At 66.6% G+C, this 22,348-nt stretch carries 20 protein-coding genes and 1 tRNA gene; 10 read left to right on the top strand and 11 right to left on the bottom strand.

What is annotated here, in order from left to right:
• Positions 1 to 7: 7 nt before the first annotated feature.
• Both ACFXHA_RS25385 and ACFXHA_RS25380 read left to right on the top strand, forming a co-directional pair.
• Positions 8 to 2,611, top strand: coding sequence for an MFS transporter (locus ACFXHA_RS25385; RefSeq protein WP_379360850.1), 2,604 nt, complete (start codon positions 8 to 10; stop codon positions 2,609 to 2,611).
• A complete protein-coding gene (locus tag ACFXHA_RS25380; RefSeq protein ID WP_379360848.1) occupies positions 2,608 to 3,429 on the top strand; it encodes a YceI family protein in 822 nt (273 codons plus the stop codon). Before ACFXHA_RS25385 ends, ACFXHA_RS25380 begins: the two co-directional genes overlap by 4 nt.
• Positions 3,430 to 3,484: 55 nt before the next feature.
• Here the strand turns inward: ACFXHA_RS25380 and ACFXHA_RS25375 are convergent, their stop codons facing one another.
• Genes ACFXHA_RS25375 through ACFXHA_RS25360 form a run of 4 tightly spaced genes read right to left on the bottom strand, consistent with a single transcriptional unit; the run spans position 3,485 to position 5,595 of the window.
• On the bottom strand, positions 3,485 to 3,871 hold the full coding sequence (locus tag ACFXHA_RS25375) for a DUF6086 family protein (RefSeq protein ID WP_379360847.1): 387 nt from the start codon (positions 3,869 to 3,871) through the stop codon (positions 3,485 to 3,487).
• Between the two features lie 38 nt (positions 3,872 to 3,909).
• Positions 3,910 to 4,758, bottom strand: a complete 849-nt coding sequence (locus tag ACFXHA_RS25370; protein WP_379360845.1) for a helix-turn-helix domain-containing protein — start codon at positions 4,756 to 4,758, stop codon at positions 3,910 to 3,912.
• The gene (locus ACFXHA_RS25365) at positions 4,755 to 5,252 is read right to left on the bottom strand and encodes a DUF6879 family protein (RefSeq protein WP_379361600.1); all 498 of its coding nucleotides are present in this window, start codon (positions 5,250 to 5,252) and stop codon (positions 4,755 to 4,757) included. The genes ACFXHA_RS25370 and ACFXHA_RS25365 overlap by 4 nt, the downstream gene beginning before the upstream one ends.
• Positions 5,253 to 5,268: 16 nt before the next feature.
• Positions 5,269 to 5,595 (bottom strand): hypothetical protein, encoded by a 327-nt coding sequence (locus ACFXHA_RS25360; RefSeq protein ID WP_379360843.1) that lies wholly within the window; start codon positions 5,593 to 5,595, stop codon positions 5,269 to 5,271.
• A gap of 203 nt (positions 5,596 to 5,798) precedes the next feature.
• Between ACFXHA_RS25360 and ACFXHA_RS25355 the strand changes: the two genes are divergently transcribed.
• Both ACFXHA_RS25355 and ACFXHA_RS25350 read left to right on the top strand, forming a co-directional pair.
• On the top strand, positions 5,799 to 6,293 hold the full coding sequence (locus ACFXHA_RS25355) for a hypothetical protein (RefSeq protein ID WP_379360841.1): 495 nt from the start codon (positions 5,799 to 5,801) through the stop codon (positions 6,291 to 6,293).
• A 159-nt stretch (positions 6,294 to 6,452) separates the two neighbouring features.
• Positions 6,453 to 6,740: a hypothetical protein gene (locus tag ACFXHA_RS25350; RefSeq protein WP_379360839.1), complete on the top strand. Its 288-nt coding sequence runs from the start codon at positions 6,453 to 6,455 to the stop codon at positions 6,738 to 6,740.
• Positions 6,741 to 6,855: 115 nt separating this feature from the next.
• On the opposite strand, the gene ACFXHA_RS25345 is transcribed toward ACFXHA_RS25350, so the two are convergent.
• Positions 6,856 to 6,929, bottom strand: a tRNA-Met gene (locus ACFXHA_RS25345).
• A gap of 535 nt (positions 6,930 to 7,464) precedes the next feature.
• Here ACFXHA_RS25345 and ACFXHA_RS25340 point away from each other — a divergent pair.
• A complete protein-coding gene (locus ACFXHA_RS25340) occupies positions 7,465 to 8,010 on the top strand; it encodes a transglycosylase family protein (RefSeq protein ID WP_379360837.1) in 546 nt (181 codons plus the stop codon).
• A gap of 93 nt (positions 8,011 to 8,103) precedes the next feature.
• Here the strand turns inward: ACFXHA_RS25340 and ACFXHA_RS25335 are convergent, their stop codons facing one another.
• Positions 8,104 to 8,958 (bottom strand): NAD(P)H-binding protein, encoded by an 855-nt coding sequence (locus ACFXHA_RS25335; RefSeq protein ID WP_379360835.1) that lies wholly within the window; start codon positions 8,956 to 8,958, stop codon positions 8,104 to 8,106.
• Positions 8,959 to 9,090: 132 nt separating this feature from the next.
• Between ACFXHA_RS25335 and ACFXHA_RS25330 the strand changes: the two genes are divergently transcribed.
• Positions 9,091 to 10,167: an Lrp/AsnC family transcriptional regulator gene (locus ACFXHA_RS25330; protein WP_379360833.1), complete on the top strand. Its 1,077-nt coding sequence runs from the start codon at positions 9,091 to 9,093 to the stop codon at positions 10,165 to 10,167.
• Between the two features lie 173 nt (positions 10,168 to 10,340).
• On the opposite strand, the gene ACFXHA_RS25325 is transcribed toward ACFXHA_RS25330, so the two are convergent.
• Positions 10,341 to 13,343, bottom strand: coding sequence for a UPF0182 family protein (locus ACFXHA_RS25325; RefSeq protein WP_379360831.1), 3,003 nt, complete (start codon positions 13,341 to 13,343; stop codon positions 10,341 to 10,343).
• A gap of 181 nt (positions 13,344 to 13,524) precedes the next feature.
• On the opposite strand from ACFXHA_RS25325, the gene ACFXHA_RS25320 reads away from it, so the two are divergent.
• Positions 13,525 to 14,133, top strand: coding sequence for a PPA1309 family protein (locus ACFXHA_RS25320; protein ID WP_379360829.1), 609 nt, complete (start codon positions 13,525 to 13,527; stop codon positions 14,131 to 14,133).
• A gap of 15 nt (positions 14,134 to 14,148) precedes the next feature.
• Here the strand turns inward: ACFXHA_RS25320 and ACFXHA_RS25315 are convergent, their stop codons facing one another.
• Entirely contained in the window at positions 14,149 to 15,174 is a 1,026-nt protein-coding gene (locus tag ACFXHA_RS25315) for a PDZ domain-containing protein (protein WP_379360827.1), read from the bottom strand.
• A gap of 85 nt (positions 15,175 to 15,259) precedes the next feature.
• On the opposite strand from ACFXHA_RS25315, the gene ACFXHA_RS25310 reads away from it, so the two are divergent.
• The 3 genes from ACFXHA_RS25310 (at position 15,260) to ACFXHA_RS25300 (ending at position 19,040) form a co-directional block, all read left to right on the top strand.
• On the top strand, positions 15,260 to 16,657 hold the full coding sequence (locus ACFXHA_RS25310) for a zinc-dependent metalloprotease (RefSeq protein ID WP_379360825.1): 1,398 nt from the start codon (positions 15,260 to 15,262) through the stop codon (positions 16,655 to 16,657).
• Positions 16,658 to 16,740: 83 nt separating this feature from the next.
• A complete protein-coding gene (locus ACFXHA_RS25305; protein ID WP_379360823.1) occupies positions 16,741 to 17,601 on the top strand; it encodes a TOMM precursor leader peptide-binding protein in 861 nt (286 codons plus the stop codon).
• An 86-nt stretch (positions 17,602 to 17,687) separates the two neighbouring features.
• Positions 17,688 to 19,040, top strand: coding sequence for an ABC1 kinase family protein (locus tag ACFXHA_RS25300; RefSeq protein ID WP_379360821.1), 1,353 nt, complete (start codon positions 17,688 to 17,690; stop codon positions 19,038 to 19,040).
• Between the two features lie 104 nt (positions 19,041 to 19,144).
• Here ACFXHA_RS25300 and ACFXHA_RS25295 read toward each other — a convergent pair whose 3' ends face one another.
• From ACFXHA_RS25295 to ACFXHA_RS25285, 3 genes are all read right to left on the bottom strand, one after another.
• On the bottom strand, positions 19,145 to 19,417 hold the full coding sequence (locus tag ACFXHA_RS25295; protein WP_379361598.1) for a WhiB family transcriptional regulator: 273 nt from the start codon (positions 19,415 to 19,417) through the stop codon (positions 19,145 to 19,147).
• A gap of 182 nt (positions 19,418 to 19,599) precedes the next feature.
• Positions 19,600 to 19,962 (bottom strand): hypothetical protein, encoded by a 363-nt coding sequence (locus ACFXHA_RS25290; RefSeq protein WP_379360819.1) that lies wholly within the window; start codon positions 19,960 to 19,962, stop codon positions 19,600 to 19,602.
• Positions 19,963 to 20,114: 152 nt separating this feature from the next.
• Positions 20,115 to 22,271 (bottom strand): ATP-dependent DNA helicase UvrD2, encoded by a 2,157-nt coding sequence (locus tag ACFXHA_RS25285; protein ID WP_379361596.1) that lies wholly within the window; start codon positions 22,269 to 22,271, stop codon positions 20,115 to 20,117.
• Between the last annotated feature and the right edge of the window lie 77 nt (positions 22,272 to 22,348).

Here is a 22,348-nt window from a genome sequence, read left to right as displayed (position 1 = left end):
TCCAGACATGACTTCTGCGACCATCGAGGCGCCACCGGGCTCGGCAGGCGAAGCGCCGGCGAGGCTGTCCCACCGACAGATCCTCACCATCCTGTCCGGCCTGCTGCTCGGCATGTTCCTCGCCGCGCTCGACCAGAACATCGTCAGCGTCGCGATCGTGCGCATCGCCAACAGCCTGCACGGCTTCGATCAGCAGGCATGGGCCACCACCGCCTACCTGATCACCGCCACCATCAGCACGCCGCTCTACGGCAAGCTCGCCGACATCTACGGGCGGAAGTACTTCTACCTCACCGCGATCGCACTGTTCGTCATCGGCTCGGCGGCCTGCACCTTTGCCACCTCGATGTACGAGCTGGCCGGGTTCCGCGCCTTCCAGGGACTCGGCGCGGGCGGTCTGATGTCGCTGGCCATGACCATCATCGGCGATATCGTGCCGCCCCGGGAACGGTCCCGATACCAGGGCTATTTCATGATGGTCTTCGGCATCGCCACCGTGCTGGGACCCGTACTGGGCGGCTGGCTTTCGGGCTTCGATCACCTCGGCGGCATCGAGGGCTGGCGCTGGGTGTTCCTGGTGAACGTGCCCATCGGCATCGTCGCGCTGGCCGTCGTGGCCAAGGTGCTGAACCTGCCGCATCAGCGCCAGCAGGTCCGCGTCGACTGGGGCGGCGCTGTCGCACTGGCCATTTGCGTGGTGCCGCTGCTCATCGTCGCCGAACAGGGGCGCGGCTGGGGCTGGGGATCCGGGCGGGCGATCCTCTGCTACATCATCGGCCTGGTCGGGCTGGCACTGTTCATCGGCATCGAATACCTGATGAAGGACGCCGCGCTGATTCCGTTGCGGCTGTTCAAGAATTCCACCTTCACGGTGTGCATCGTGGGCGGGTTCATCGTCGGCATCGCCATGTTCGGGGCCATCTCGATGGTGCCGCTGTACATGCAGGTGGTGCGCGGATTCTCGCCCACCAAGGCGGGTCTGCTGATGCTGCCGCTGGTGGCGGGCATCATGACCGGATCGCTGATCTCCGGCCAGGTGACCAAGCGGACCGGGCGCTACAAGATCCTGCCGGTGCTCGGCACCTTCATCATCGCCTGCGGTGCGGCGCTGTATGCGACCGTGCACTACAACACCGCGCTGTGGCAGCCGCTGGTCTACGCGGGCATCATCGGCCTCGGGCTGGGTGGCTGCATGCAGACGCTGATCATTGCCGTCCAGAATGCCGGTCCCCGTTCGGATATGGGCGTCTCGACCGCGGCCGCGACCTTCTTCCGGCAGGTCGGCGGCACCCTGGGTGTCGCGGTCTTCCTGACCATCCTGTTCAACCTGCTGCCGCACAAGATCACCGACGCCTTCGGCGGGCACCTGCCGCCCGGCTTCACCACCGGCAAACTCGACACCCTGCAGTCCAATACCGCGGGGATCGCGGCACTTCCGGCGGAGGTGCGTGACCCCATCCTGATCGGGTTCACCGGCTCCATGCAGGCCGTGTTCTGGGCGGCGGCAGGCGTGGCGCTGCTGGCGTTCGTGGTGCTGCTGTTCATGAAAGAGATTCCGCTGCAGGACATGGCGCCCCCGCAGGCCGCGCCCGAAACCGCCCCGGTGCCGCAGGCCCCCGCCGACGACGCCACCTGGGGCGCGGAGCAGGTGTGGGAGGGTGCCGCCGAGGCGATCTCGCAGCCCGTCCCCGTCCTGGCCGGGGCCGTCGCGGCACAGGCCAACGGTCACGTCGAACGGAACGGAGTGGTCAATGCGCTTGCTGTGCAACCGGCTTCCGCCTCGGGAGCGACGATGACCGCGGCCTCGGCCGGAGCGCCCGGCGGGCTCGCGATCGGCGGCCGGATCCTGCGCGAGGACGGACAGCCGGTGCCCGGTGCGGCGCTGACGCTCATCGATCAACGCGGGCACCAGGTTTCGCGCGCGCTGGGCGACGACGGCGGCGACTACCGCATCGACCTGCCCACGGCCGGGAAGTACGTGCTGATCGCCTCGGCGAGCGGGCACATGCCCGCGGCGGTGAACGTGACGGTCGACGGGCACGCGCAGCAGCTCGACCTCACCCTGGAGGGATCCGGCGAATTATCCGGCACCGTGCGCGCTTTCGGCCGCGGTGAACCCCTCGCGGGCGTCACCATCACGCTGACCGACCAGCGCGGCGAGGTGGTGGGCGCGGCCGCCACCGGAACCGACGGCGGCTATGTGTGCCACGGCGTCGGGCCCGGCACCTACACCCTCGTCGCCGCGGCCGAGCGGTTACGACCCCTCGCCGCCACCCTGGTGGTGCCCGACACCGGGTCGCTGCGCTACGACCTCGAGCTCACCGCCACGGCGGTCCTCACCGGCACCGTCGTCGCCGACGGGCAGGCCGTACCGAACGCACTGGTCACCGTGCTCGACGCGGCCGGAACCCCGATCGGCACCACCCGCACCGACGAGCACGGCCGCTACGAGCTGACCGACCTCGTCGAGGGCGAGTACACGGTCGTGACCCGCGGCTATCCGCCGGTGGCCGGCACGGTCGCCGTCAACGGCGGAAAGGTCGACCACAGCGTCGAACTCGGCTACGACCTCGAAGGAGTCGAGGTCACCCAGTCCACGGACCTGCCATGAGCGGACTCACCGCGGACATTCACAGTGCCGAAGGCTGGCCGATCCCGGGAGCCGTCCTGACCGTCACGGATCTGCAAGGCCACCAGCTCGCCCGCGCCACCGCGGGCGAGCAGGGGACCGCGGTCACCGAGCCGCTGCCCGCAGGCACCCACACCGCGGTGGTGACCGCACCCGGCCACCAGCCCGTGGCCCGCGTGGTCCGCATCTCCGCCACGGGCTCGACCACCCTCGGCACGCTACGACTCGACCGCGAGCCGGACGCGGTATCGACACCACCGCCCGGCCCCTGGACCATCGACCCGATGCACTCCACCGTGCAGGCCACCGCCCGCCACCTCGGCATCGCCAGCATCAAGGCCCGCTTCGCCGAACTCGGCGGCCGCCTCGACATCAACGAAATCTTCGAACACTCAACAGGATTCGCCGAAATCAAAGCAGCCACAGTCGACACCGGCATCGGCATGCGCGACGACCACCTCCGCTCCGCCGACTTCCTCGACGTCGACCACCACCCCCTGATCACCTTCACCGGCACCGGCTTCCGCCGCACCACCCCCGAAACCTGGCTCATGCCAGGCGAACTCTCCCTACACGGCCGCACCCGCCCCCTCACCCTCACCGTCACCTACGGCGGCCACGGCCCCGACCCCTGGGGCGGCACCCGAGCCGCCTTCCACGCCGAAACCCTCCTCCACCGCGAGGATTTCGCCATCGACTACAACGCCATGGTCCGAGCCGGCATAGCCGCCGTAAGCACCACGGTAAAAATCGAACTCGACATAGAACTGGTCCAAGGCACTCAGCTGCCCACGATGTAACCGACCCTAAACCGGCCGAGGTCAAGGACTTTCCAGCCCTCGACCTCGGCCGCGATTACTGCGGCATCCCCTGCCGGACCTCTTCGATCATCTCGGCAAGACGCTCTTCCCGCATATTCCTCGGTTCGAACGCCGTACCCATCTTTTCCAGCAAGGCCAGAGCACAAGTCAGCCAGCCTTCGATCAGAATTCGATGACTCAAACTGCCGGTACGAGCAAGAGAATCCCGAACTCGGTCGACGAACTGCAGAAATTCCGGCGGGTCGATCGCGCAAGTACCGTCCGGCCGAGAATTCAACCCAGTAGCGTGCCGACGATCATCATGATCGATATACCCCCGAAACATGTCCCCAAGTGCATCTGCCGTCCCGATGAAGACGATCCCGGTTCGCAACGCCGGATCCCAGACGGTCTCACCATCCACCTCGAACGGCAGACTCATAACGCAAACTCCAATCCGGTGTCGGTACCGTCGTATGTTCATGGGTAGGGCTGGTCGCTTCGTCTGCTGATGGCTGCCCGGATCAACGTTCGGGCTGCATCGCCTGTAACCGCCTGGCCTGCCAGACGTTCGAACGCGCGGCTGAACGCGGCTACCTCGCGGGGCTGTGTGGTGGTCATGGTGGCGGTCACACCCTCGGCAACGACGAGCCGGTTGTCGTAGATGACGAAATTCGTTGGGGAGACCAGATATTGGGCCATCATCGGGACGATTCCCAGCAGGACCCGGGGCAGGGACATAGCCGTCACCAGGCGATCCAGTTGCCCGTACATCACGCCGTCATCACCCACGGTCGTATAGAGCGCCTGTTCTCCGATGAGGTAGTGAACGCGCCGCTTTCCCCGGTAGAGGTATTGCTGCTGCCGCTCCATGCGCGCGGCCACCGCTTCCTCTGCGTCGTTCGGCGTCTGATTGAACTCCGCCACCCGGTGGAACATGGCCTCGGCGTATTCCGGAGTGTGCAGGAGTCCAGGGACCAGGGCCGGATCGTAACCGCGAATCAGGCCGGTCTCCGATTCGATTTCACTGACCTGCTGCTGCACTCGGCGCATGCCGGTTCCGAGCGAACGCCGCCACTCGAGGTGGGCGGCATCGATGTTGCGGAGGTTGGCGACTAGATCCGGTATGTGCCCCTCGGCGGCCGTGTGCTCACACCACGTCCGGACATCGTCCTCGGTCGGCGTCTGCTTGCCGTACTCGATCTTCGAGACCTTCGAAGGATGCCAGGCCGCCAGGTCGGCAAGCTGACGCCCGGATAGACCGGCATCCCTGCGAAGGTCTCGAAGTTGTTGCCCGAGTGCCTCTCGAGCTTTGTGGACGTTGCTCACGCAGTGACGGTAGTCCGGCAATATTCGGCGTAGGGGATCGCTTTCCGCCACACCGCGTCGCGAACCTGCGCACACCGCTGCACCAGTGCCGGGTCGGTCGTGACCGCTGCCCCGGCTGCTGCCCCGTCAGGGGTGAACAGTGTGTACGCGACGGTGCTGTCATCGAACAGCCAGTAGTCGTCGGTCGTCAGGTCGTCAGCATCGACAAGGTGACGTGGTAGGTACCGGATGTCCTCGCCTGCTTCGATATTCATCGGCGACACCACCAAGCTCCAGCGGACGTAGTCGACGTGCGGCACGGTGACCACCCGCGCCCGCGTGAAAACGACTCCGCGTTCGGTTGATTCCTGGACAAGATCGAACCAGCCTTGCAGCCAGGCATAGTCGTCCGCCTCGCCGCTCAGAAACTTCCGGAACGGCTCGGATTCCTCCGGCGTCTCGTACACGTCCTGCACCTCGAGGTGAAACGCCGACCTCTGACACGACCGGAACATATCCGTGAACGCACGGTCAGTTACGTGGAGCATCGCGACGAATCTCTTTCCCTACAGGAACCTCGATGGCGCGCTCATGGGGCGGAAGATCCATCTGCGCCAACGCTTCCGGGTCGGTCACAGGTTCACCCGTAAGCGTGAACGTACCGTGCCCCGTGTCGTGCAGCAGCGTCCCGAGGCATGTGCCGGGCCTGAGGTAGGCGAGCAAAGGGTGGGGAATTTCGATCAGTTCGGGCTGACCGGGCACCCGCCAACCTTGGGTCACGTAGGTATCCCGGTCCGAGGCCCACAGCGTGGGGGAATGGTTGCCCTGGGTGTTCTTGCCGAGGAATCGCAACAACATGGCTTACCTCCGTAGGAGAGTTCCAGACTCTCAGTATGGCGAGAAATACCGCGCACAATCGCCAAAATTTGAAGCAATCTCAAGCAATTTCCTGTTCGTGCAACAGCTCTCGTCCCTAGCGTCGAAGTCAGGCGCTCAGGGGCTGCCGATCGTCACGACATCCCGATCCTGAGTTGCCGCACCAACGGCGGACAGGGGAAGTCGTGATCGAGGAATCAGACGAAGCCACTCCACGTACGCGGCTGTTCCAGTTCCCCGGCGGCGTACTGGAACTCCAGAGCAGCAGCCCGGACGCGGCCGACGATTACGGCGGTTTCTTCCTGCAACTCAACGACTCCACGGCCATCGACGGCCACGACGATCAAAGGGCGGTCATGCGGTACACACCCACCGCGCTCGGATACCTGCGCACCGACGTCTCCGGCGTGAGCCAGCAGTGGGACGAATCCGAGATCCGCAGGCTCGCAGCCCGATACGGCTATGACTTGGCTGGAATCATCCCCTACGACCCTGCTAGTGGTCGGCCACCGTTCGCGCGGTTGAAGGCCCAAGCGACCCGTCTGGACGCCGAGGCGGTGTTCGTGCCGTCGCTCGAACATTTCGAGGAGCGTGAAGCACCCAGTTCTCTGGTGCAGCGCCTGGACGTGGTGACGGTGCACCCGGAATCGACGTACTCACGCCGCGCACTGCCGCCGTGACAACTTGATGGCGTTGCTCCACAACGACGGCAACGCTTTTTGCGATCGGTCCCCGGCTGATGGTTGCAACCGCGCCCGCCGACCGGTCACGCTTCAGTAGCGTGCTGGATGACATCGTTCTACAACACCGTCTTCGAGGACTGAAAGGACCCGGAACCGATGGTCGAACGCTCGGACCGAGTAATTGATCTCGAAGCGGCCCTCGCTGCCACCGTCACCTTCACCGAGGATCCCGACGACAGCTACTGGATGGTCGGGCAGACCCCTGACCAAACCCTGCACGTCCGCATGGGCAACTTCCCCGAGGAAGACATGTGGTCACTGTGGTTGGGCGATGACCGCTGGATGGACTTCACCACCCCGCCCTCGGGCTGGACGCTGAAGTTGACTCCCGGCTGGCCGGCCACCGCGCGCCCAAGACTCCCGAAGGGCGAATTCCACAACTGACGGATAAGCAGTCATGCGGTCCCCGTGTGTCAGTGCGAGATGAGTGTTGCCAGATCCGTTGCCATTCCAATGAAAACGGCCCCGGAACCATTGGTTCCGGGGCCGTCCGCTGTAGTAGCGGGGACAGGATTTGAACCTGCGACCTCTGGGTTATGAGCCCAGCGAGCTACCGAGCTGCTCCACCCCGCGTCGGTGAACACAACATTACACACAGGCTGGGAGCGGTACCAAATCCGCTGGTCAATAGGTATTTATGCGCTTGTTTCGCGAGTCGGGCGGTGGAGCTGACATGGCGAGGCCACCGACTCGAGAGGCCGATAAGCGGAATGATCAGGTTGAAAATCTTCCGTTTGAAAGGCTCGCGCGCACGTATGGCCGCCGAAATTGACCGAAAACGTGACCGCCATCACAAATGATGAGTGATACCAGTCACATCACGGGTAGATAACAGACCGATCGGGATTGGCATTTGCAGCATAGCCAACCTGCATCAACGCCGTTTTCGGCATTATTCGCTTCATGCAATTCTGGAGTTATCAAGACGTGATCTGCCGAGATTTCCTCGTTATGGTCAGTTCCGGCCCGGATCAAACCTGAGATGGGCACCGAACCGAACCGCTGCACTCCGGAAACCCTGTCCCGCGGTCGGAAACCCAGACCTCCTGGGGACAGGGACACGGCGGAGCAAACGCGCCGGGTCGGCAGCGCAGGGAGGGACAACACCATGAAACAGAACCGGAAGATCAACACCCGCGCACTCGGCCTCGCCGCAGTCACCGGCGCACTTGTTGCCGTCCCGTTCGGCTTCACCGCAACCGCTTCCGCTGCTCCGGCACACGACTGGGACGGCGTCGCCCAGTGTGAGAGCGGCGGCAACTGGGGCATCAACACCGGCAACGGCTACTACGGCGGCCTGCAGTTCTCGCAGGGCACCTGGAACGCCAACGGCGGCGCGGGCTCTGCCAGCAACGCCAGCAAGGCCGAGCAGATCCGCGTGGCCGAGAACGTGCTCGCCACCCAGGGCGTCGGCGCCTGGCCGGTCTGCGGCCAGTACCTGCGCAGCGGCCAGTCCACTCCCGAGCCCGAGGCCGCGCCGGAGCCCGCCGCTCCCGAGCCGGTTGTCGTCCCCGTCGTCCCGAACGACCGCCAGGCCCTCATCGATCAGGCCAAGAGCGTCGCCGGCGGCGTCGCCGAGCAGGTCGGCATGCAGGCCCAGTACAACGATCTGCTGCAGGCCAACGCCGGCCTCATCGAATCGTGGGGCAAGTAACACAGGACTCCTTCCGTACCGGAAGAAATGAAAAGGTGCTGCCGTCAATGGTGACGGCAGCACCTTTTCGCAATTCACGGACAATAATTGTTATTACGCGGCAGTAAATGCTGCTCGATTATCGAATGCCCATTCTTGAAAGGTTCGCGGTGACCGGCCCGTGACCTCTGCGACCGTCGGATGCACCACCGAGGTGAAAGATTCCAGGGCCGTGGCGCGCAACGCCATGATGGCCCCGGCCATCTCCGGCTCGACCCCGAAGCGCAGCAGATCCGCCCGCGCCTGCTCCGGCGAGATCTCCTCGAATCGCAGTGCGCGGCCCAGGATTTCGGCCAGCACATCGGTCTGCTCGCCCGGGGACAGCGCCTGCGGACCGGTCACCGTGTAGATCCGCCCGGCATGACCAGTCTCGGTCAGCGCCGCGACGGCGACCGCCGCGATGTCCCGCGGATCCACCACTGCGATCCGGCCCTGCCCGAAAGGCGCACGGACACTGCCGAATTCGCGCACCGAGTGCGCCCAGTGCAGCGCATTGGACATGAAACCCATGGGGCGCACCATGGTCCAGTCGACGCCGCTCGCACGGACCGCGTCCTCCCCCGCACGATGCCAGGCCGGGATCGGGTCGGTCGCGGCGGCATCCCCGGCACGACCCGAGGACAGTTTCACAATGCGTTCGACCCCCGCGACCGCAGCGGCCTTCGCGAGATTCGCGTCGTGCACGGGAATTTCGGGGCCCGCGGTCGACAGGAACACTCCACGCGCATCGGACACCGCAGCGGGCAGGCTGCCCGGATCGCTCAAATCGGCGCGCACCACCTCGACTTCCGCGGGCAGCTCCGCGGACTCGGGGCGGCGGCTGATCGCCCGCACCGGATGGCCCGCGGCCAGCAGTTGATCGACCACCGCGCGGCCGACAGTTCCGGTAGCTCCGGTCACGAGGAACATGGGGTACTCCATTCATCATCGGCGGGTGTTTCCCGCTTCATTCATCCTGCGAGGGACGGAGAATTCAGACCACAAAGCGCCGCGACATCGGTGATATCTGCTAGATCTCGTGCATCTGCGATGATTTCTTCCATGCTTGATGCTGTGGATCGCGGTCTCGTCCATGCCCTGCACATCGACGGCCGGTCACCGTTCAGCCGCATCGGCGAGGTGCTCGGCGTCTCCACCCAGACCGTCGCCCGCCGCTATCACCGCCTGCGCGGCGAACACGGTCTGCGCGTGGTCGGCCTGCCCGATCCGGGCCGAACCGCCACCACCCAGTGGCTGGTCCGCCTGACCTGCACCCCCGCCACCGCCCGCAAGCTCGCCGACGCCTTGGCCCGCCGCGACGACACCAGCTGGGTGATGCTCACCTCGGGCGGCACCGAAGTGTTCCTCATCGTCGACGGCCCCGGCCCCGACGCACCGGCACTACTGCTGGACGATCTGCCCAAAACCTCAGCGATCACCAGCATTTCGGCGCACTACGTCCTGCACACCTACGTCGGCGGGCCGACGGCGTGGCCGGGACGCCTCACCGTCCTCGACGAATCTCAGCGCCGAAAACTCTTGCCGGACAACCATTCCGACGCCGATACCGTGGCCGCCGACGACTCGGACACGGCGACCCCTGCCGACGACACCCGCGATCCGGCCCGCCCGATCCGCACCTCGGAGCCCAAACCCCGTGCCGCTGCGCCCAAGCCCGTCTCGGCCGCCGACGCCGCGCTGTTCTCCGCGCTCCGTTCCAACGGCCGCGCCACTCTCGCCGACCTGGCGGCCGTCACCGGCTGGTCGCAATCAACGGTGGCGCGCCGCGTCGCGGATCTCCGCACGGCCGGGGCGCTCTACCTGGATGTCGATCTCGACGACCGTGCCCTCGGCGTCACCACCCGCGCCCTGCTGTGGGCGACCGTCGCCCCCGGGCAGCTCGACGCGGTCGCCGAATCCCTGTCCCGCCACAACGAATTGGCCTTCGTGGCCGCGACCACCGGTCGCACCAATCTGATCGCCGAGGCACTGTGCCCCGACCCGGCCGCCCTGCACCGCTACCTGATCGACCGCATCGGATCCTTCGACGCCATCCACACTCTCGAAACGACCCCGGTCCTCGCCACCGTGAAGTCCACCGCGCCGCCAGCCATCCCCACCCGCCGTCCCCGCCCCTGATCCCGGCGCGCTACCGGTGCCCTTGGCTCACCACGCTTCTCAGCTGGCTCGACACAGCTTCGCGGCCATGCGAAAACGGTTGTCCGAACCCACTCCCGTGCGCCCCGCAGATGCGAAAGGCGCTGTCATCCAGGGGATGACAGCGCCTTCACGTCGGGCCGGACCTCAGTGGGTCAGTTGCCCGGCTTCTCGTAGTTGTTCACCGCGGTCTGCAGCTGTTCCAGCGCCTTGCCCAATTGTCCGAGGTCGCCGGACTTCTGGGCGTCCTGGACGGCCTTCAGGGCGTCGTCGAGCTGCTTGACGGCCACGTCCTTACCCGCCGAACCGGTCGCCGGGGGCGGCGTCGGGGTGGTGGGCGGTGGTGTCGTCGCGCCACCCTGAGCGGGCGGCGTCACCACCGTGCCGGGCACATCGATCGCGGCATTGGCGAGGTCGGTGGCTCCGACCTGGGCCAGCGCCTCCTTGACGGTCGACCCGTACCCGATCTTGTCGTTGTAGCTGACCAGCACCTTCACCAGCTGCGCGAAAGACGGTGCGTTGGTGGAGGTCGCGCGCTCCAGGTACCACGGCTCGACATAGAGGATGCCGCCGTTGCCGACCGGCAGCGCCAACAGGTTGCCGTATTTGAGCTTGTTGCCGTTGGTGCCGGTCAACAGGGTTCGGAACGAGGCCACATTGCCATTGCTGGTCATCTGGTTGTGGATCGTGCCCGGGCCCTGCGCCGCCGAGTCCGGCAACTTCAGCACCGTCAGCTTGCCGTAGTTGTCCGGATCCGAATGCGCCTGGATGTAGGCCGACAGGTAGTTCCGCTTGTACCCGACCATCACGCTGGTCAGGTTGAACTGCGCCTTGCCCGTCTTCGGATCGCCGATCAGCACGTAGTACGGCGGCTGATGCGCGCTGGCGGCCGCACCCTCCTGGGTCGGATCGTTGGGCACCGACCAGAAGGCGTTGCCCGCGAAGAACTCTCGCGGATCATCCACGTGGTACTTGGCCAGCATCTCGCGCTGCACCTTGAAAAGGTCCTCCGGATAACGGAAGTGCGCGCGCAGCTCGGGGGTGATGGCGTCCTCGGACTTCACCGTGCCGGGGAAGACCGCGCTCCAGGCCCGCAGCACCGGGTCGGTCTTGTCGACCTGGTACAGGGTGACGGTGCCGTCGTAGGCGTCGACGGTCGCCTTCACCGAGTTCCGCATGTACGACACCTCTTTACGAGGTAGTAGACGCCCCGTGGTCTGGTCGATGCTGTCCTCGACCGCACCGTCGAGCGGCGTCTTCTGCGCGTACGGGTAGTTGTCGAGCGTGGTGTAGGCGTCGACGATCCACAGGATGCGGCCGTTGACCACGGCCGGGTAGGAATCGCCGTCGGCGGTCAGCCACGGCGCGACCTGGGTGACCCGGTCGCGCGGATTGCGATTGAAGATGATCTTCGAATCCGACCCGATGGCACCCGAGAACAGAATGTTGCGCTCGGCGTACTTCGCCGCGAAGGCAAGCCGGTTGAACCAGTTCCCGATCCGGACGCCACCCTCACCGTTGTAGGTGAACTGCGAATCGTTGGTGTCGTATTCGCGCGGCGCCTGGTTGTTCGCGCCGACGATGGCGTAGTCGGCATCGGTCTTCGAGATCAGCGGGCCGTAGTAGATGCGCGGCTGGTTGACCTTGATGGCCTCCTGGTCCACGGGCGTGCCCAGGTCGCTGACCGTCTTCAGATCGGTCCCGTTCGGACCCGGCACCGAGAACACCGGGTAGCCGTAACCTCCGCTGGCGTCGCCGCCCGCGGACTGCTGCGCCTGATTCGGATCGTTCGGCGGCGCGGCGTTCACCTTGTTCGCGGGCGAGGCGACGAAGCCGTTGCCGTGCGTGTACACGGTGTGCCGGTTGATCCAATCCTTCTGGTTGTCGGCCAGATTCGCCGGCTGCAGCTCACGGGCCGCGACCACATAGTCACTGGTCACACCGGCGACGTTGTAGCGGTCGATGGACAGGGTGTCCGGGAAGCCGTAGATGTTCTGCAGCTGATTGCGCTGGGTGAAAGTGGCGGTCAACAGGTTCGGATCCAGCAGCCGGGTATTGCCGATGGTCTGCTGATCGGCCACGCCCTGCGCCGCGGACACCTGGCCGCCGCTCTTGTAGTCGACGTAATCCACCTTGTCGGGGGTGATCCCGTAGGCCACGCGGGTGGCGTCGATATTGCGCTGGATGTAGGCGCTCTCCTTGGTGGACGCGTTCGGCTTCACCGAGAACTGCTCCACCAGCAGCGGCCATACCGCGCCCACCAGCACCGACGACAGCACCAGCAGCGCCGCCGCCATGGCCGGAATCCGCAAGTCGCGCAGCACGACTCCGGCGAAGAAGGCGATGGCGCAGATGACCGCGATGGACAGCAGGATCAGCTTGGCCGGCAGCACCGCGTTGATATCGGTGTAGGAACCACCGGAGAAGGTCGGATCCTTGCGGGTGCTCGACAGCAGCGCGTACCGGTCGAACCAGTAGGCGACCGCCTTGAGCAGCACGAAGATTCCGGCGATGATCGCCAACTGCACGCGCGCCGAGGTGCTCAGCGCGCCCTCGCGCCCGGCCAGCCGCAACCCGCCGAACACGTAGTGCGCCACCAGGTTCGCGAAGAACGCGATCACCACGGAGACGAACAGCCAGTTCAGCACCATGCGGTAGAACGGCAGATCGAAGGCGTAGAAACCGATGTCCAGGTGGAACTGCGGATCCTGCTGCCCGAACGAGCCGCCGTGCAGGAACAGCTGCACGGTCACCCAGTTCGACTGCGCGACCAGACCCGACAGCACACCGATCAGCACCGGAATACCGATGCCGAACAACTTGAGCCGGCTCATCACGGTGGTGCGGTAGCGCGCGATCGGATCGCCGGGACCGCTGGTCGGCACGAACACCGGTCGCGAGCGATAGGCCAGCAGCAACGCCGACCAGATGATCAGGCCCACCACGATCGCGACCACCAGGAACAGCAGGATCCTGGTGAGCAACACGGTGTTGTAGACGTTGCGGAAACCCACCTCCCCGAACCACAACCAGTTCGTGTAGGCGTCGGTGAGCCGAGGCCCGACCAGTAACAGAGCCGCCAACACCAAAGCCGTGACGAGCAGTATGCGACTGCGTCGGGACAGCGAAGGTAAGCCGGTCGGGGGGCGCATGCCCACGATGCCACTCTCCCAGGGTCCGGCGGCATTCCACGCCGGGTTTTCCCGGCCCGGAATGCCGCAGTCCGATGATGCGAGTTGGTCCCAGGGGACCGTTCGCGCCCCACTCTACGTAAAACGCCCGCCGCGCGGCCCAACACCTGCCGCGTGGAGCGACTGGGAGCGATGCGAGGATTGCGGGGTGAATCCAGAGCAGTGGGCAGCGTCGGCCCTGTACCGGTCCATCCGGGAAGTCGCGGAGTATGTCGACGGCGAGGGCTGGGACCGCCCGCCGCAGATGTTCGCGCTGGTCCCGACGGCCGACCTGGTCGCGGCCGAACCCGGACTACTGGATCAGCTGGACGCCCACAACGCACTGACTCCCATTGCGCAGGAACCGTTCCCGGTGGACATCGCCGGGGAGGCCGACGCCATGGCGCTGGACGAATTCCTGGGCACCACCAGCTGGCCCGCCTCGGTCGAGGGTTGCGTACTGGCCCAGCAGATCGTGGTGCTGCCGCCCGATGCCGAGCAGACCCTCGACGACGCCATCGCGCCGCTGCTGGCCGATCGTGAGGCCGCCGACGAGGCCGCCCGGCGTGCCGCGCTCACCCACTCCGAGCGTCGCGACGCGCGATTGTTCGTGGGCGTGTTGCGCGACGGCACCTCGCTGTCGCTGCTGCAGGTCCGTCCGGCCGAGGACGAGGAGGACCCGTTCGGCGACCTCGAGCTGCGCACCGCCCCCGACCTGGCCACCGGCCTCGTCGAGGCGTTGCGCAACACCCTCGAGAACGACCCCGACGACTTCTGAGCTGACCGACCGGGGCTAGCTGCAGCCCTGAACTTCCTTGCCGGCGTTGAGGTCCTGGAGTGCTTGGACCGCGTCGGCCAGGTTGTCGACCTTGACCAGGCGCAGGCCGTCCGGCGTGCGCTGGGCGGCCTCGTTGCAGTTGGCGGCCGGGACCATGAAGGTCACCGCGCCCGCGTCGTGGGCGGCGATCATCTTGTACTGGATGCCGCCGATCGGGCCGACCTTGCCGTCCGGGTCGATGGTGCCGGTGCCCGCGACGAACTTGCCGCCGGAGAGGTCACCGGTGGTGAGCTTGTCGATCACGGCCAGGGTGAACATGAGTCCGGCCGAGGGGCCGCCGATCTCGCCGAGATTGAAGTCGACCTTGACCGGGCCCTTGCTGAACTCGCTGGGGGTGACGCCGAGATAGCCCTTGCCGGAATCGTCCGGACGCGCGCCGACCGGGATCTCGACGTTCTGCTCCTGATTGTCCCGGCGCACGACCAGGTGGACGGGCGTGCCCGGCTTGGTCGAGGAGATCGCGGTGACAACATCTTTGGTCGTGGCGACCGCCTTGCCGTCGATGCTGACGATCTCGTCGTCCTTCTTCAACAATTCCTTGGCCGGGCCGTCCTCGGACACATTCACCAGCCGGACCTCGGTCGGCAGCTTCAGATAGTTCAGCGCCGCCAATTCCGCGGAGTCCTCGGAATCCTTGAACTGCTGCTGATTGGATTTGTCTACCTCGTCACGCGACTGTCCCGGCGGATACACCTCCGCGCGCGGCACCAAACCGTGCTGACCGTCGATCCACAGGCCCAGCGCCTCGAAGATATTCAGCCGATCGCGAACGGACACCGTCGTCATATTGAGATTGCCGGTGGTCGGTTTCAACGGCGCTCCCTGCACGTCGACGACCTGTTTGCCCTCGACTTCGCCCAGCGTGTTGAAGGTCGGCCCGGGTCCGAGGGCGACGAACGGAACGGTAACCACACTGCCCACGACGCCCAGCGCCAGAATCGGGATCAGAGCGGCGAGCAGGGTGATTATCCGACGGTTCACGCGGCCAAGGGTACTGGTCATCGAGGCCATTGCCGCGCTCCGCTCGGCGGTTCGCGTGGTCCGGGGCTCCAGTACCGTAGTGGGTATGAGTGATTTCCCGTTCGGATTCTCGAATCGCGATGACGATCCGGAGCGCAAGCCCGGAGATCAGTCCAGCGGTTCCGGTGCGAACAACCCGTTCGGATTCCCCATCGGGGGTCAGGGCGGCGGCGGATTCGATCCCTCGCAACTCGGTCAGATGCTGAGTCAGCTGGGCGCCATGTTCTCCAACATGGGCCAGCCGGGCGCGCAGAGCGGACCCGTCAATTACGACATCGCCAAACGGCTGGCCCGCCAGCAACTCGGCGCGAGTGTCACGCCGGTCTCCGCCGGCGCGCAGAGCGCGGTCACCGATGCCGCGCACCTGGCGGAACTGTGGCTCGACGCCGCCACCACCTTCCCGGCGGGCGCGAACAAGACCGTCGCCTGGACCGCCAACGACTGGATCGAGGAGACGCTGCCCACTTGGAAGCGGCTGTGTGATCCGGTCGCCGAACAGGTTTCGGGCATGTGGACCGCCACTCTCCCGGCCGAGGCCAAGGAGTTCGCGGCCCCGATGTTCGGGATGCTCGGGCAGATGGGCGGGCTCGCGTTCGGTTCGCAGCTGGGTCAGGCGCTGGGGCAGCTCGCCAAGGAGGTCTTGACCTCCACCGATATCGGTCTGCCGCTGGGCCCCGACGGCACCGCCGCGCTGATGCCGGCGGCCATCTCGGAGTTCAGTGCCGGGCTCGAGCAGCCCGAGAGCGAGATCCTGGTCTACCTGGCCGCCCGTGAGGCCGCCCATCAGCGGCTGTTCGCGCACGTGCCGTGGCTGCGCCAGCAGGTGCTGGGCGCGGTCGAGGATTACGCGCGCGGCATCAAGATGGATTTCTCGGCCATCGAGCAGGCGGCGGCGAACCTGGACCCGATGACCCTGGCACAGGATCCCTCCAAGCTCGAAGAGCTGTTGTCGCAGGGCACTTTCGAACCGCAGACCACGCCGGAGCAGAAGGCGGCGCTGGAGCGGCTCGAGACGCTGCTGGCCCTGATCGAGGGCTGGGTCGAGACCGTGGTCACCGACGCGGTGGGCGATCGGCTGCCCGGGGCGGGCGCACTGGCCGAGACGCTGCGCCGTCGTCGCGCCACCGGCGGCCCGGCCGAGCAGACCTTCGCGACGCTGGTCGGTCTGGAACTGCGGCCGCGCAAGGTGCGTGAGGCCGCGGCGCTGTGGCGGCGACTGACCGGTGATGCCGGGCTGGAGAAGCGCGACGGCGTCTGGGCACACCCGGATCTGCTGCCCGACTCCTCGGATATGGACTCGCCCGCGGGCTTCATCGATTCCGTCTTGGGCGGTGGCACGGCGGTATTCGACGATCCGCTGGCACAGCTGGCCGAGACAGAGGCACGCGAGCGGGCCGAGAAGGAAGCCAAGGGCGAGGATTCCGGCGAGGAAGACTCGAAATAAGAGTTGTGGATAACCCGCGAAAGCGCTGATGAACAAGCGTTTTCGCGGGTTTCCGCGTTTCCGGGGGCGCGCAGTCTGGACAGATGACGACGCTGACTGCCACGCGCGGGCCACGCACCCGTGGGCCACTGCTGCATCCTCGAATCACCGTGCTGGTGCGGCCGAACGGCGCGATCCAGCTGGGGTGGACTCCGGAGTCCGCGGTGATCGTGCAGCCACCCGGCCCGGTCGAGGCCGTGCCCGCGCTGCTGCGGCTACTGGACGGGACCCGCAGCACGGCCGAGATCCTCTGGCAGGCGCGGGAATTGGGATTCGCCCCCGAGACCGTGCAGGAGCTGCTGGACCGGATGATCGCCGCCGACCTGCTGGCCTCCGATCAGCCGCGCTCCCGGTTGCGGACGGTGCGGATCCACGGGCGCGGCCCGCTCGCCGACGCGCTGCTCGAAGGTCTGCGGCGGATCGGCCTGCGGGGCGGGCATTCTCACGATCGGCAGGCTACGGACACCCTCGATGCCGACCGGCCGGATCTCCTGGCGCTCTCCGATGCGCTGGTCCCCGATCCGGGGCTGGTCGCCGAACTCATGCGCCGCCGCATCCCCCACCTGCAGGTCCGGGTGCGCGACGGCCGCGGCATCGTCGGCCCGCTGGTACTGCCCGGCGAAACCGGTTGTCTGCGTTGCGCGGATCTGTACCGGACCGACTACGAACCGGCCTGGCCGCACTTGGCCGCCCAGCTGCTGGGCCGCGCCGGGTACGCCTCCCCGGCCGGGGTGGCGATGACGGCGGCCTTGGCGCTCAAGGAGATCGAGACCATTTCCGTCGGCGCGGCCACGCGGCCACCGGCCACCTTGAACGCCACGCTCGAACTGGATCTGGACGCACCGCATCTGGATCGACGGCCGTGGCCCGCCCATCCCAGCTGCGGTTGTGGCGAAAAGGCATGACTGTGACCAAAACCACTATCGTTCGCGACCCGAACAAACATCGAATTCTCCTGGCACACCGTCTGGGACATCGGCATGATGGGAACGTGTCAGAGATTGTGAGCAAGCGCTCTTCCCGTAATGCCAAGCTGGCCAAGATTCCGCTCGGCATCGCAGGGCGGGCGGCCGTGGGTTTCGGCCGCAAACTTGCCGGGGGAGACAAACAGGAGATCAACGCCGAACTCAATCAGAAGGCCGCCGAACAGTTGTTCGCGGTTCTCGGTGAGCTCAAGGGCGGGGCCATGAAGTTCGGCCAGGCGCTGTCGGTGATGGAAGCCGCCGTCCCGGAGGAGTTCGGCGAGCACTATCGCGAGGCGCTGACCAAGCTGCAGGCGGCCGCGCCGCCCATGCCGACGGCCACCGTGCATCGCCAGTTGGATCAGCAGCTGGGCACCGGGTGGCGGCAGCGCTTCCAGGAGTTCGACGACGAGCCCACCGCCTCGGCCAGTATCGGCCAGGTGCACAAGGCCGTCTGGTCCGACGGCCGGGTGGTCGCGGTGAAGGTGCAGTACCCGGGCGCGGACGAGGCGCTGCGCGCCGATCTCAAGACGCTCAACCGCATGGCGGGCATGATGAGCGCCGTCATTCCCGGCGCGGACGTCAAGCCGGTGCTGGCGGAGATCAGCGAGCGCACCGAGGAGGAGCTCGACTATCGCATCGAGGCCGGGCATCAGCGGCAGTTCGCCAAGGCCTTCGACGGGCACCCGCGTTTCCTGGTGCCGAAGGTGGTGGCGAGCGCGCCCAAGGTGATCGTCACCGAATGGCTGGACAATGCCACCCCGGTCTCCAAGATCATCCAGCGCGGCATGGAGGATCCCGAGGGCACGGTCGAACTGCGCAACCGCACCGCCACCCTGATGGGCGAATTCCATTTCAGCTCACCGGCGATCGCGGGCCTGCTGCACGCCGACCCGCACCCGGGCAATTTCATGGTGCTCGAGGACGGCCGCCTCGCGGTCATCGACTACGGCGCCTGCGCTCCCCTGCCCAACGGCTTCCCCAAGATCCTGGGCGAGCTGGTGGCCTACGAGGTGGAGGGCCGCTTCGAGGAACTGACCGCCCTGCTGCACGACAACGGCTGGGTCATCCCCGGAAAAACGGTGAGCCGCGAGGAAATCCAGTCCTACCTCCGCCCCTTCACCGACCCCATCAAGACCGAGACCTTCCACTTCACGCGTAAGTGGATGCAGCGGGTCGCCGGCAAGGCCACCGACATCTCCAACTCGGAAATGATGAAAACGGCCCGCTCCCTCCAACTCCCGGCCGAACACGTGATGATCTTCCGAGTCCTCGGCGGCTCGGTCGGCATCTGCGCCCAACTCGACGCCACCGTCCCCTTCATGAAACTCATGCACGACTGGGTCCCCGGCTACGCCGAAACCCTCACCGCCGCAAGCTGACACCCCGACAGCTGGCGGCACGAAAGTCGTTCTGACGCAAAGCGACCCGCTTACCGGCAGGTAAGCGGGTCGTCTGCGTTCTGTTCCCCCGGAAGCCGGGGCGATCATGCCACCGCGACCTTGCGCGGGCGGCCACGCGGGCGCTTGCGGGCGATCACGACACCCTGGTCGAAGATCTCACCGCCCCAAACACCCCACGGCTCAGCGCGATCCAGGGCTGCCGTCAGGCAGGTCTGGCGGATCGGGCAGGAAGCGCACAGCGCCTTCGCCTCTTCCAGCTGGGCGGGGGCCTCGGCGAACCACAGATCCGGGTTACCGGCTCGGCAAGGCAGGGTGATGGTGACGACCCGGCGGGTGCGGGAAGTCGTGTTGGCCACGGTGTTGCGGCATGTCACTCGTTCACGGATGACCGTGGTGGTAGACACGTCGGGCTCCTTCAGCTCGTGCTTCGGTCGTTCGGGTTGCGCGAAACCGGTGCCGAAGTGGCTGGAGGCCGATAAAACAATGGCCACGGTTTCGCTTTTCGCGATCCGTGGCCAGGAGGTCTGGGAAGAGTTCCCTACCTGAGTCGACTTCGGTGTCGACTCCTGATCACGGTCGCTGGGTCGGTGGTGTGGGGGCGGACTGCCGGCAGATGGACCGGACGCTCGGTTCCGGCCAGGACTGCCGTGGCTTCGACGGCCGCATAAACGGCTGCCGACTGCCAGTCACCCTTGGGCTTGTCCTGCTTGATCACGATCTGCTGATCCGCTTGGGCTTTGCTTGCAAAGACCTGAAGACCAAGATCGGCGCTCACGCCGGACATACGAATCCCCTGCAATGCGAGGATCCCCCGGGAGGCGGAGGCCATGGACATGACAGGTGACGTCGCGAAACTGCCGGCGATATTGCCGGTCACGATGCTGTTCACGGTGTTGTTCATTGGTCTGCCTCCCTCCTTCACTCGTTGCGATCAGTGCTTGTGCACACGGGTTCTTCCCCGGTGCATGAGAAACACACTAGGTAGTCATACGGATGCACACAACCTATTTTTGACCTGCGCTTTTAGGGGCTTGCCCACATTTCCGGTAAGGACTAGGAAGAGTCGCGGAGCCGCGCGCGAACGATCGCGAGCACGTCCGCCCCGTATGTCTGCAGCTTCTTGGCCCCGATGCCCGGGATCGCCACCAGTGCCCGATCGTCGGTCGGCCGCTGTTCGGCGATGGCGGTCAAGGTCGTATCGCTGAACACCACAAAATGTGGCAGCTTCTGCGCGTCCGCCTTCTCACGACGCCAATCCTGCAGTGCGGTGAGCAGTTCGACGTCGACGTCCGCGGGGCAGCGGGCGCAGCGGCCGAGCATGGTGGCCTGGGTGTTGAGCAGCGGGCGGCCGCAGATGCGGCAGGTCGGGTGCACCCGCTTGGGACCGGCCTTGCGGTCGGTGGTGTGAGCGGCGATGCGGGAGGCCGGGGAATCGTCGGGGACCAGGCCGATGAGGAAGCGCGAACGCCGACGCACCTTGCGCCCGCCCGCGGAACGCGCCAGCGCCCAGGACAATTGGAGGTGCTCGCGCGCGCGGGTGACGCCGACGTAGAGCAGGCGGCGTTCCTCCTCCAGCGCGGACTCGTCGGAAACCGTTGCGTCGGGCCCGAGTACGTGCTGGATCGGCAGCGTGCCGTCGGCCAGGCCGACCAGGAACACGGCGTCCCATTCCAGGCCCTTGGCCGCGTGCAGCGAGGCGAGGGTGATGCCCTGCACGGTCGGTGGGTGCCGGGCCTCGGCGCGGGCTGCCAGTTCCCGCAGCAGACCGCTCAGGTCGAGTTCCGGTTCCTGTTCGGCGAGTTCCTCGGTGAGCTGGACCAGCGCCACCAGCGAGGCCCATTTCTCCCGCGCCTGCACGCCGACGGGCTCTTCCTTGGTCAACCCGACGCCCGCGAGGGCCGCGCGGACCAGGGTGACGAGCTTGTCGCCGCGGGCATCGGGGAGATCATCGCGGTTGGCGGCGGTGCGCAGCGCGGAGACCGCCTGCCGCACCTCGGGCCGGTTGAAGAACCCCTCGCCGCCACGCACCTGATACGGAATGCCCGCTTCGGTGAGCGCCTGCTCGTATACCTCGGACTGCGCGTTGATGCGGTAGAGGATCGCGATTTCCGCTGCGGGAACACCGTTTCCGAGGAGTTTGGCGACCGCCTTGGCCACCGCGGCGGCCTCGGCGGGCTCATCGTCGAATTCGGCGAAGGTGGGTTCGGGTCCGTCGGGGCGCTGGCCGATGAGGGCCAGCCGGGTGCCCGCGATGCGACCGCGAGCCGCGCCGATCACCCGGTTGGCCAGCGACACCACCTGTGGGGTGGAGCGGTAGTCGCGTTCGAGACGGACCACGGTGGCGTCCGGGAAACGGCGGGAGAAGTCGAGCAGATGGGTGGGGCTGGCCCCGGTGAAGGAGTAGATGGTCTGGTTGGCGTCGCCGACCACGGTCAGATCGTCGCGATCACCCAGCCAGGCGTCGAGCACCCGCTGCTGGAGCGGGGTGACGTCCTGATACTCGTCGACCACGAAGCTGCGGTAGCGGCCGCGGAACTCCTCGGCCACCGAGGTGTAGTCCTCGAGCGCGGCGGCGGTGTGCAGCAGCAGGTCGTCGAAGTCGAGCAGCAGACCGTCGGGTGTGGTCTTGAGCGCCTCGTAATAGGTGTAGACCGCCGACACCTTCTTGGCGTCGTAGGGCGCGTCGCGGTGACGGCGGCCGATCTCGCCGGCGTAGTCCTCGGGCGCGATGAGCGAGCCCTTGGCCCATTCGATCTCGCTGATCAGGTCGCGCAGGCTGTCGGTATCGGTGGGCAGGCCCGCGCGCCCGGCGGCCTGCGCGACGATGGGGAACTTGCCGTCGATCAGCCGCCACGGCACGTCACCGACGACCTGGGGCCAGAAGTACTTCAGCTGCCGCAGCGCCGCGGCGTGAAAGGTGCGGGCCTGAACCTGCCCGGCCTCACCACTCAAACCCAAGGCGCGCAACCGATTCCGCAGCTCACCCGCCGCGCGGGCGGTGAACGTCACCGACAGCACCTGATCTGCCCGCACATGTCCGGCGGCGACCAGGTGCGCGATGCGATGGGTGATGGTGCGGGTCTTGCCGGTGCCCGCGCCTGCCAGGACGCACACCGGTCCCCGGGGCGCGCGTACGGCCGCGGCCTGCTCGGCGTCGAGGTCGTCGAGCCGGAGCGGGGTCTGGGTGGGCGCGGCAGTCACGGGCTCCATCATGACAGCGCCCTCCGACAGGCGGGCCGGGCCTCGGCGTGGCGGCTTGGAAAGTGGGTGCGATCCGGTCGGTCGGA

The sequence above is a fragment of the Nocardia sp. NPDC059240 genome (assembly GCF_042753865.1).
In the GTDB taxonomy this organism is placed as follows: Bacteria; Actinomycetota; Actinomycetes; order Mycobacteriales; family Mycobacteriaceae; genus Nocardia.
This window is presented reverse-complemented; position numbering and strand designations above follow the sequence as displayed.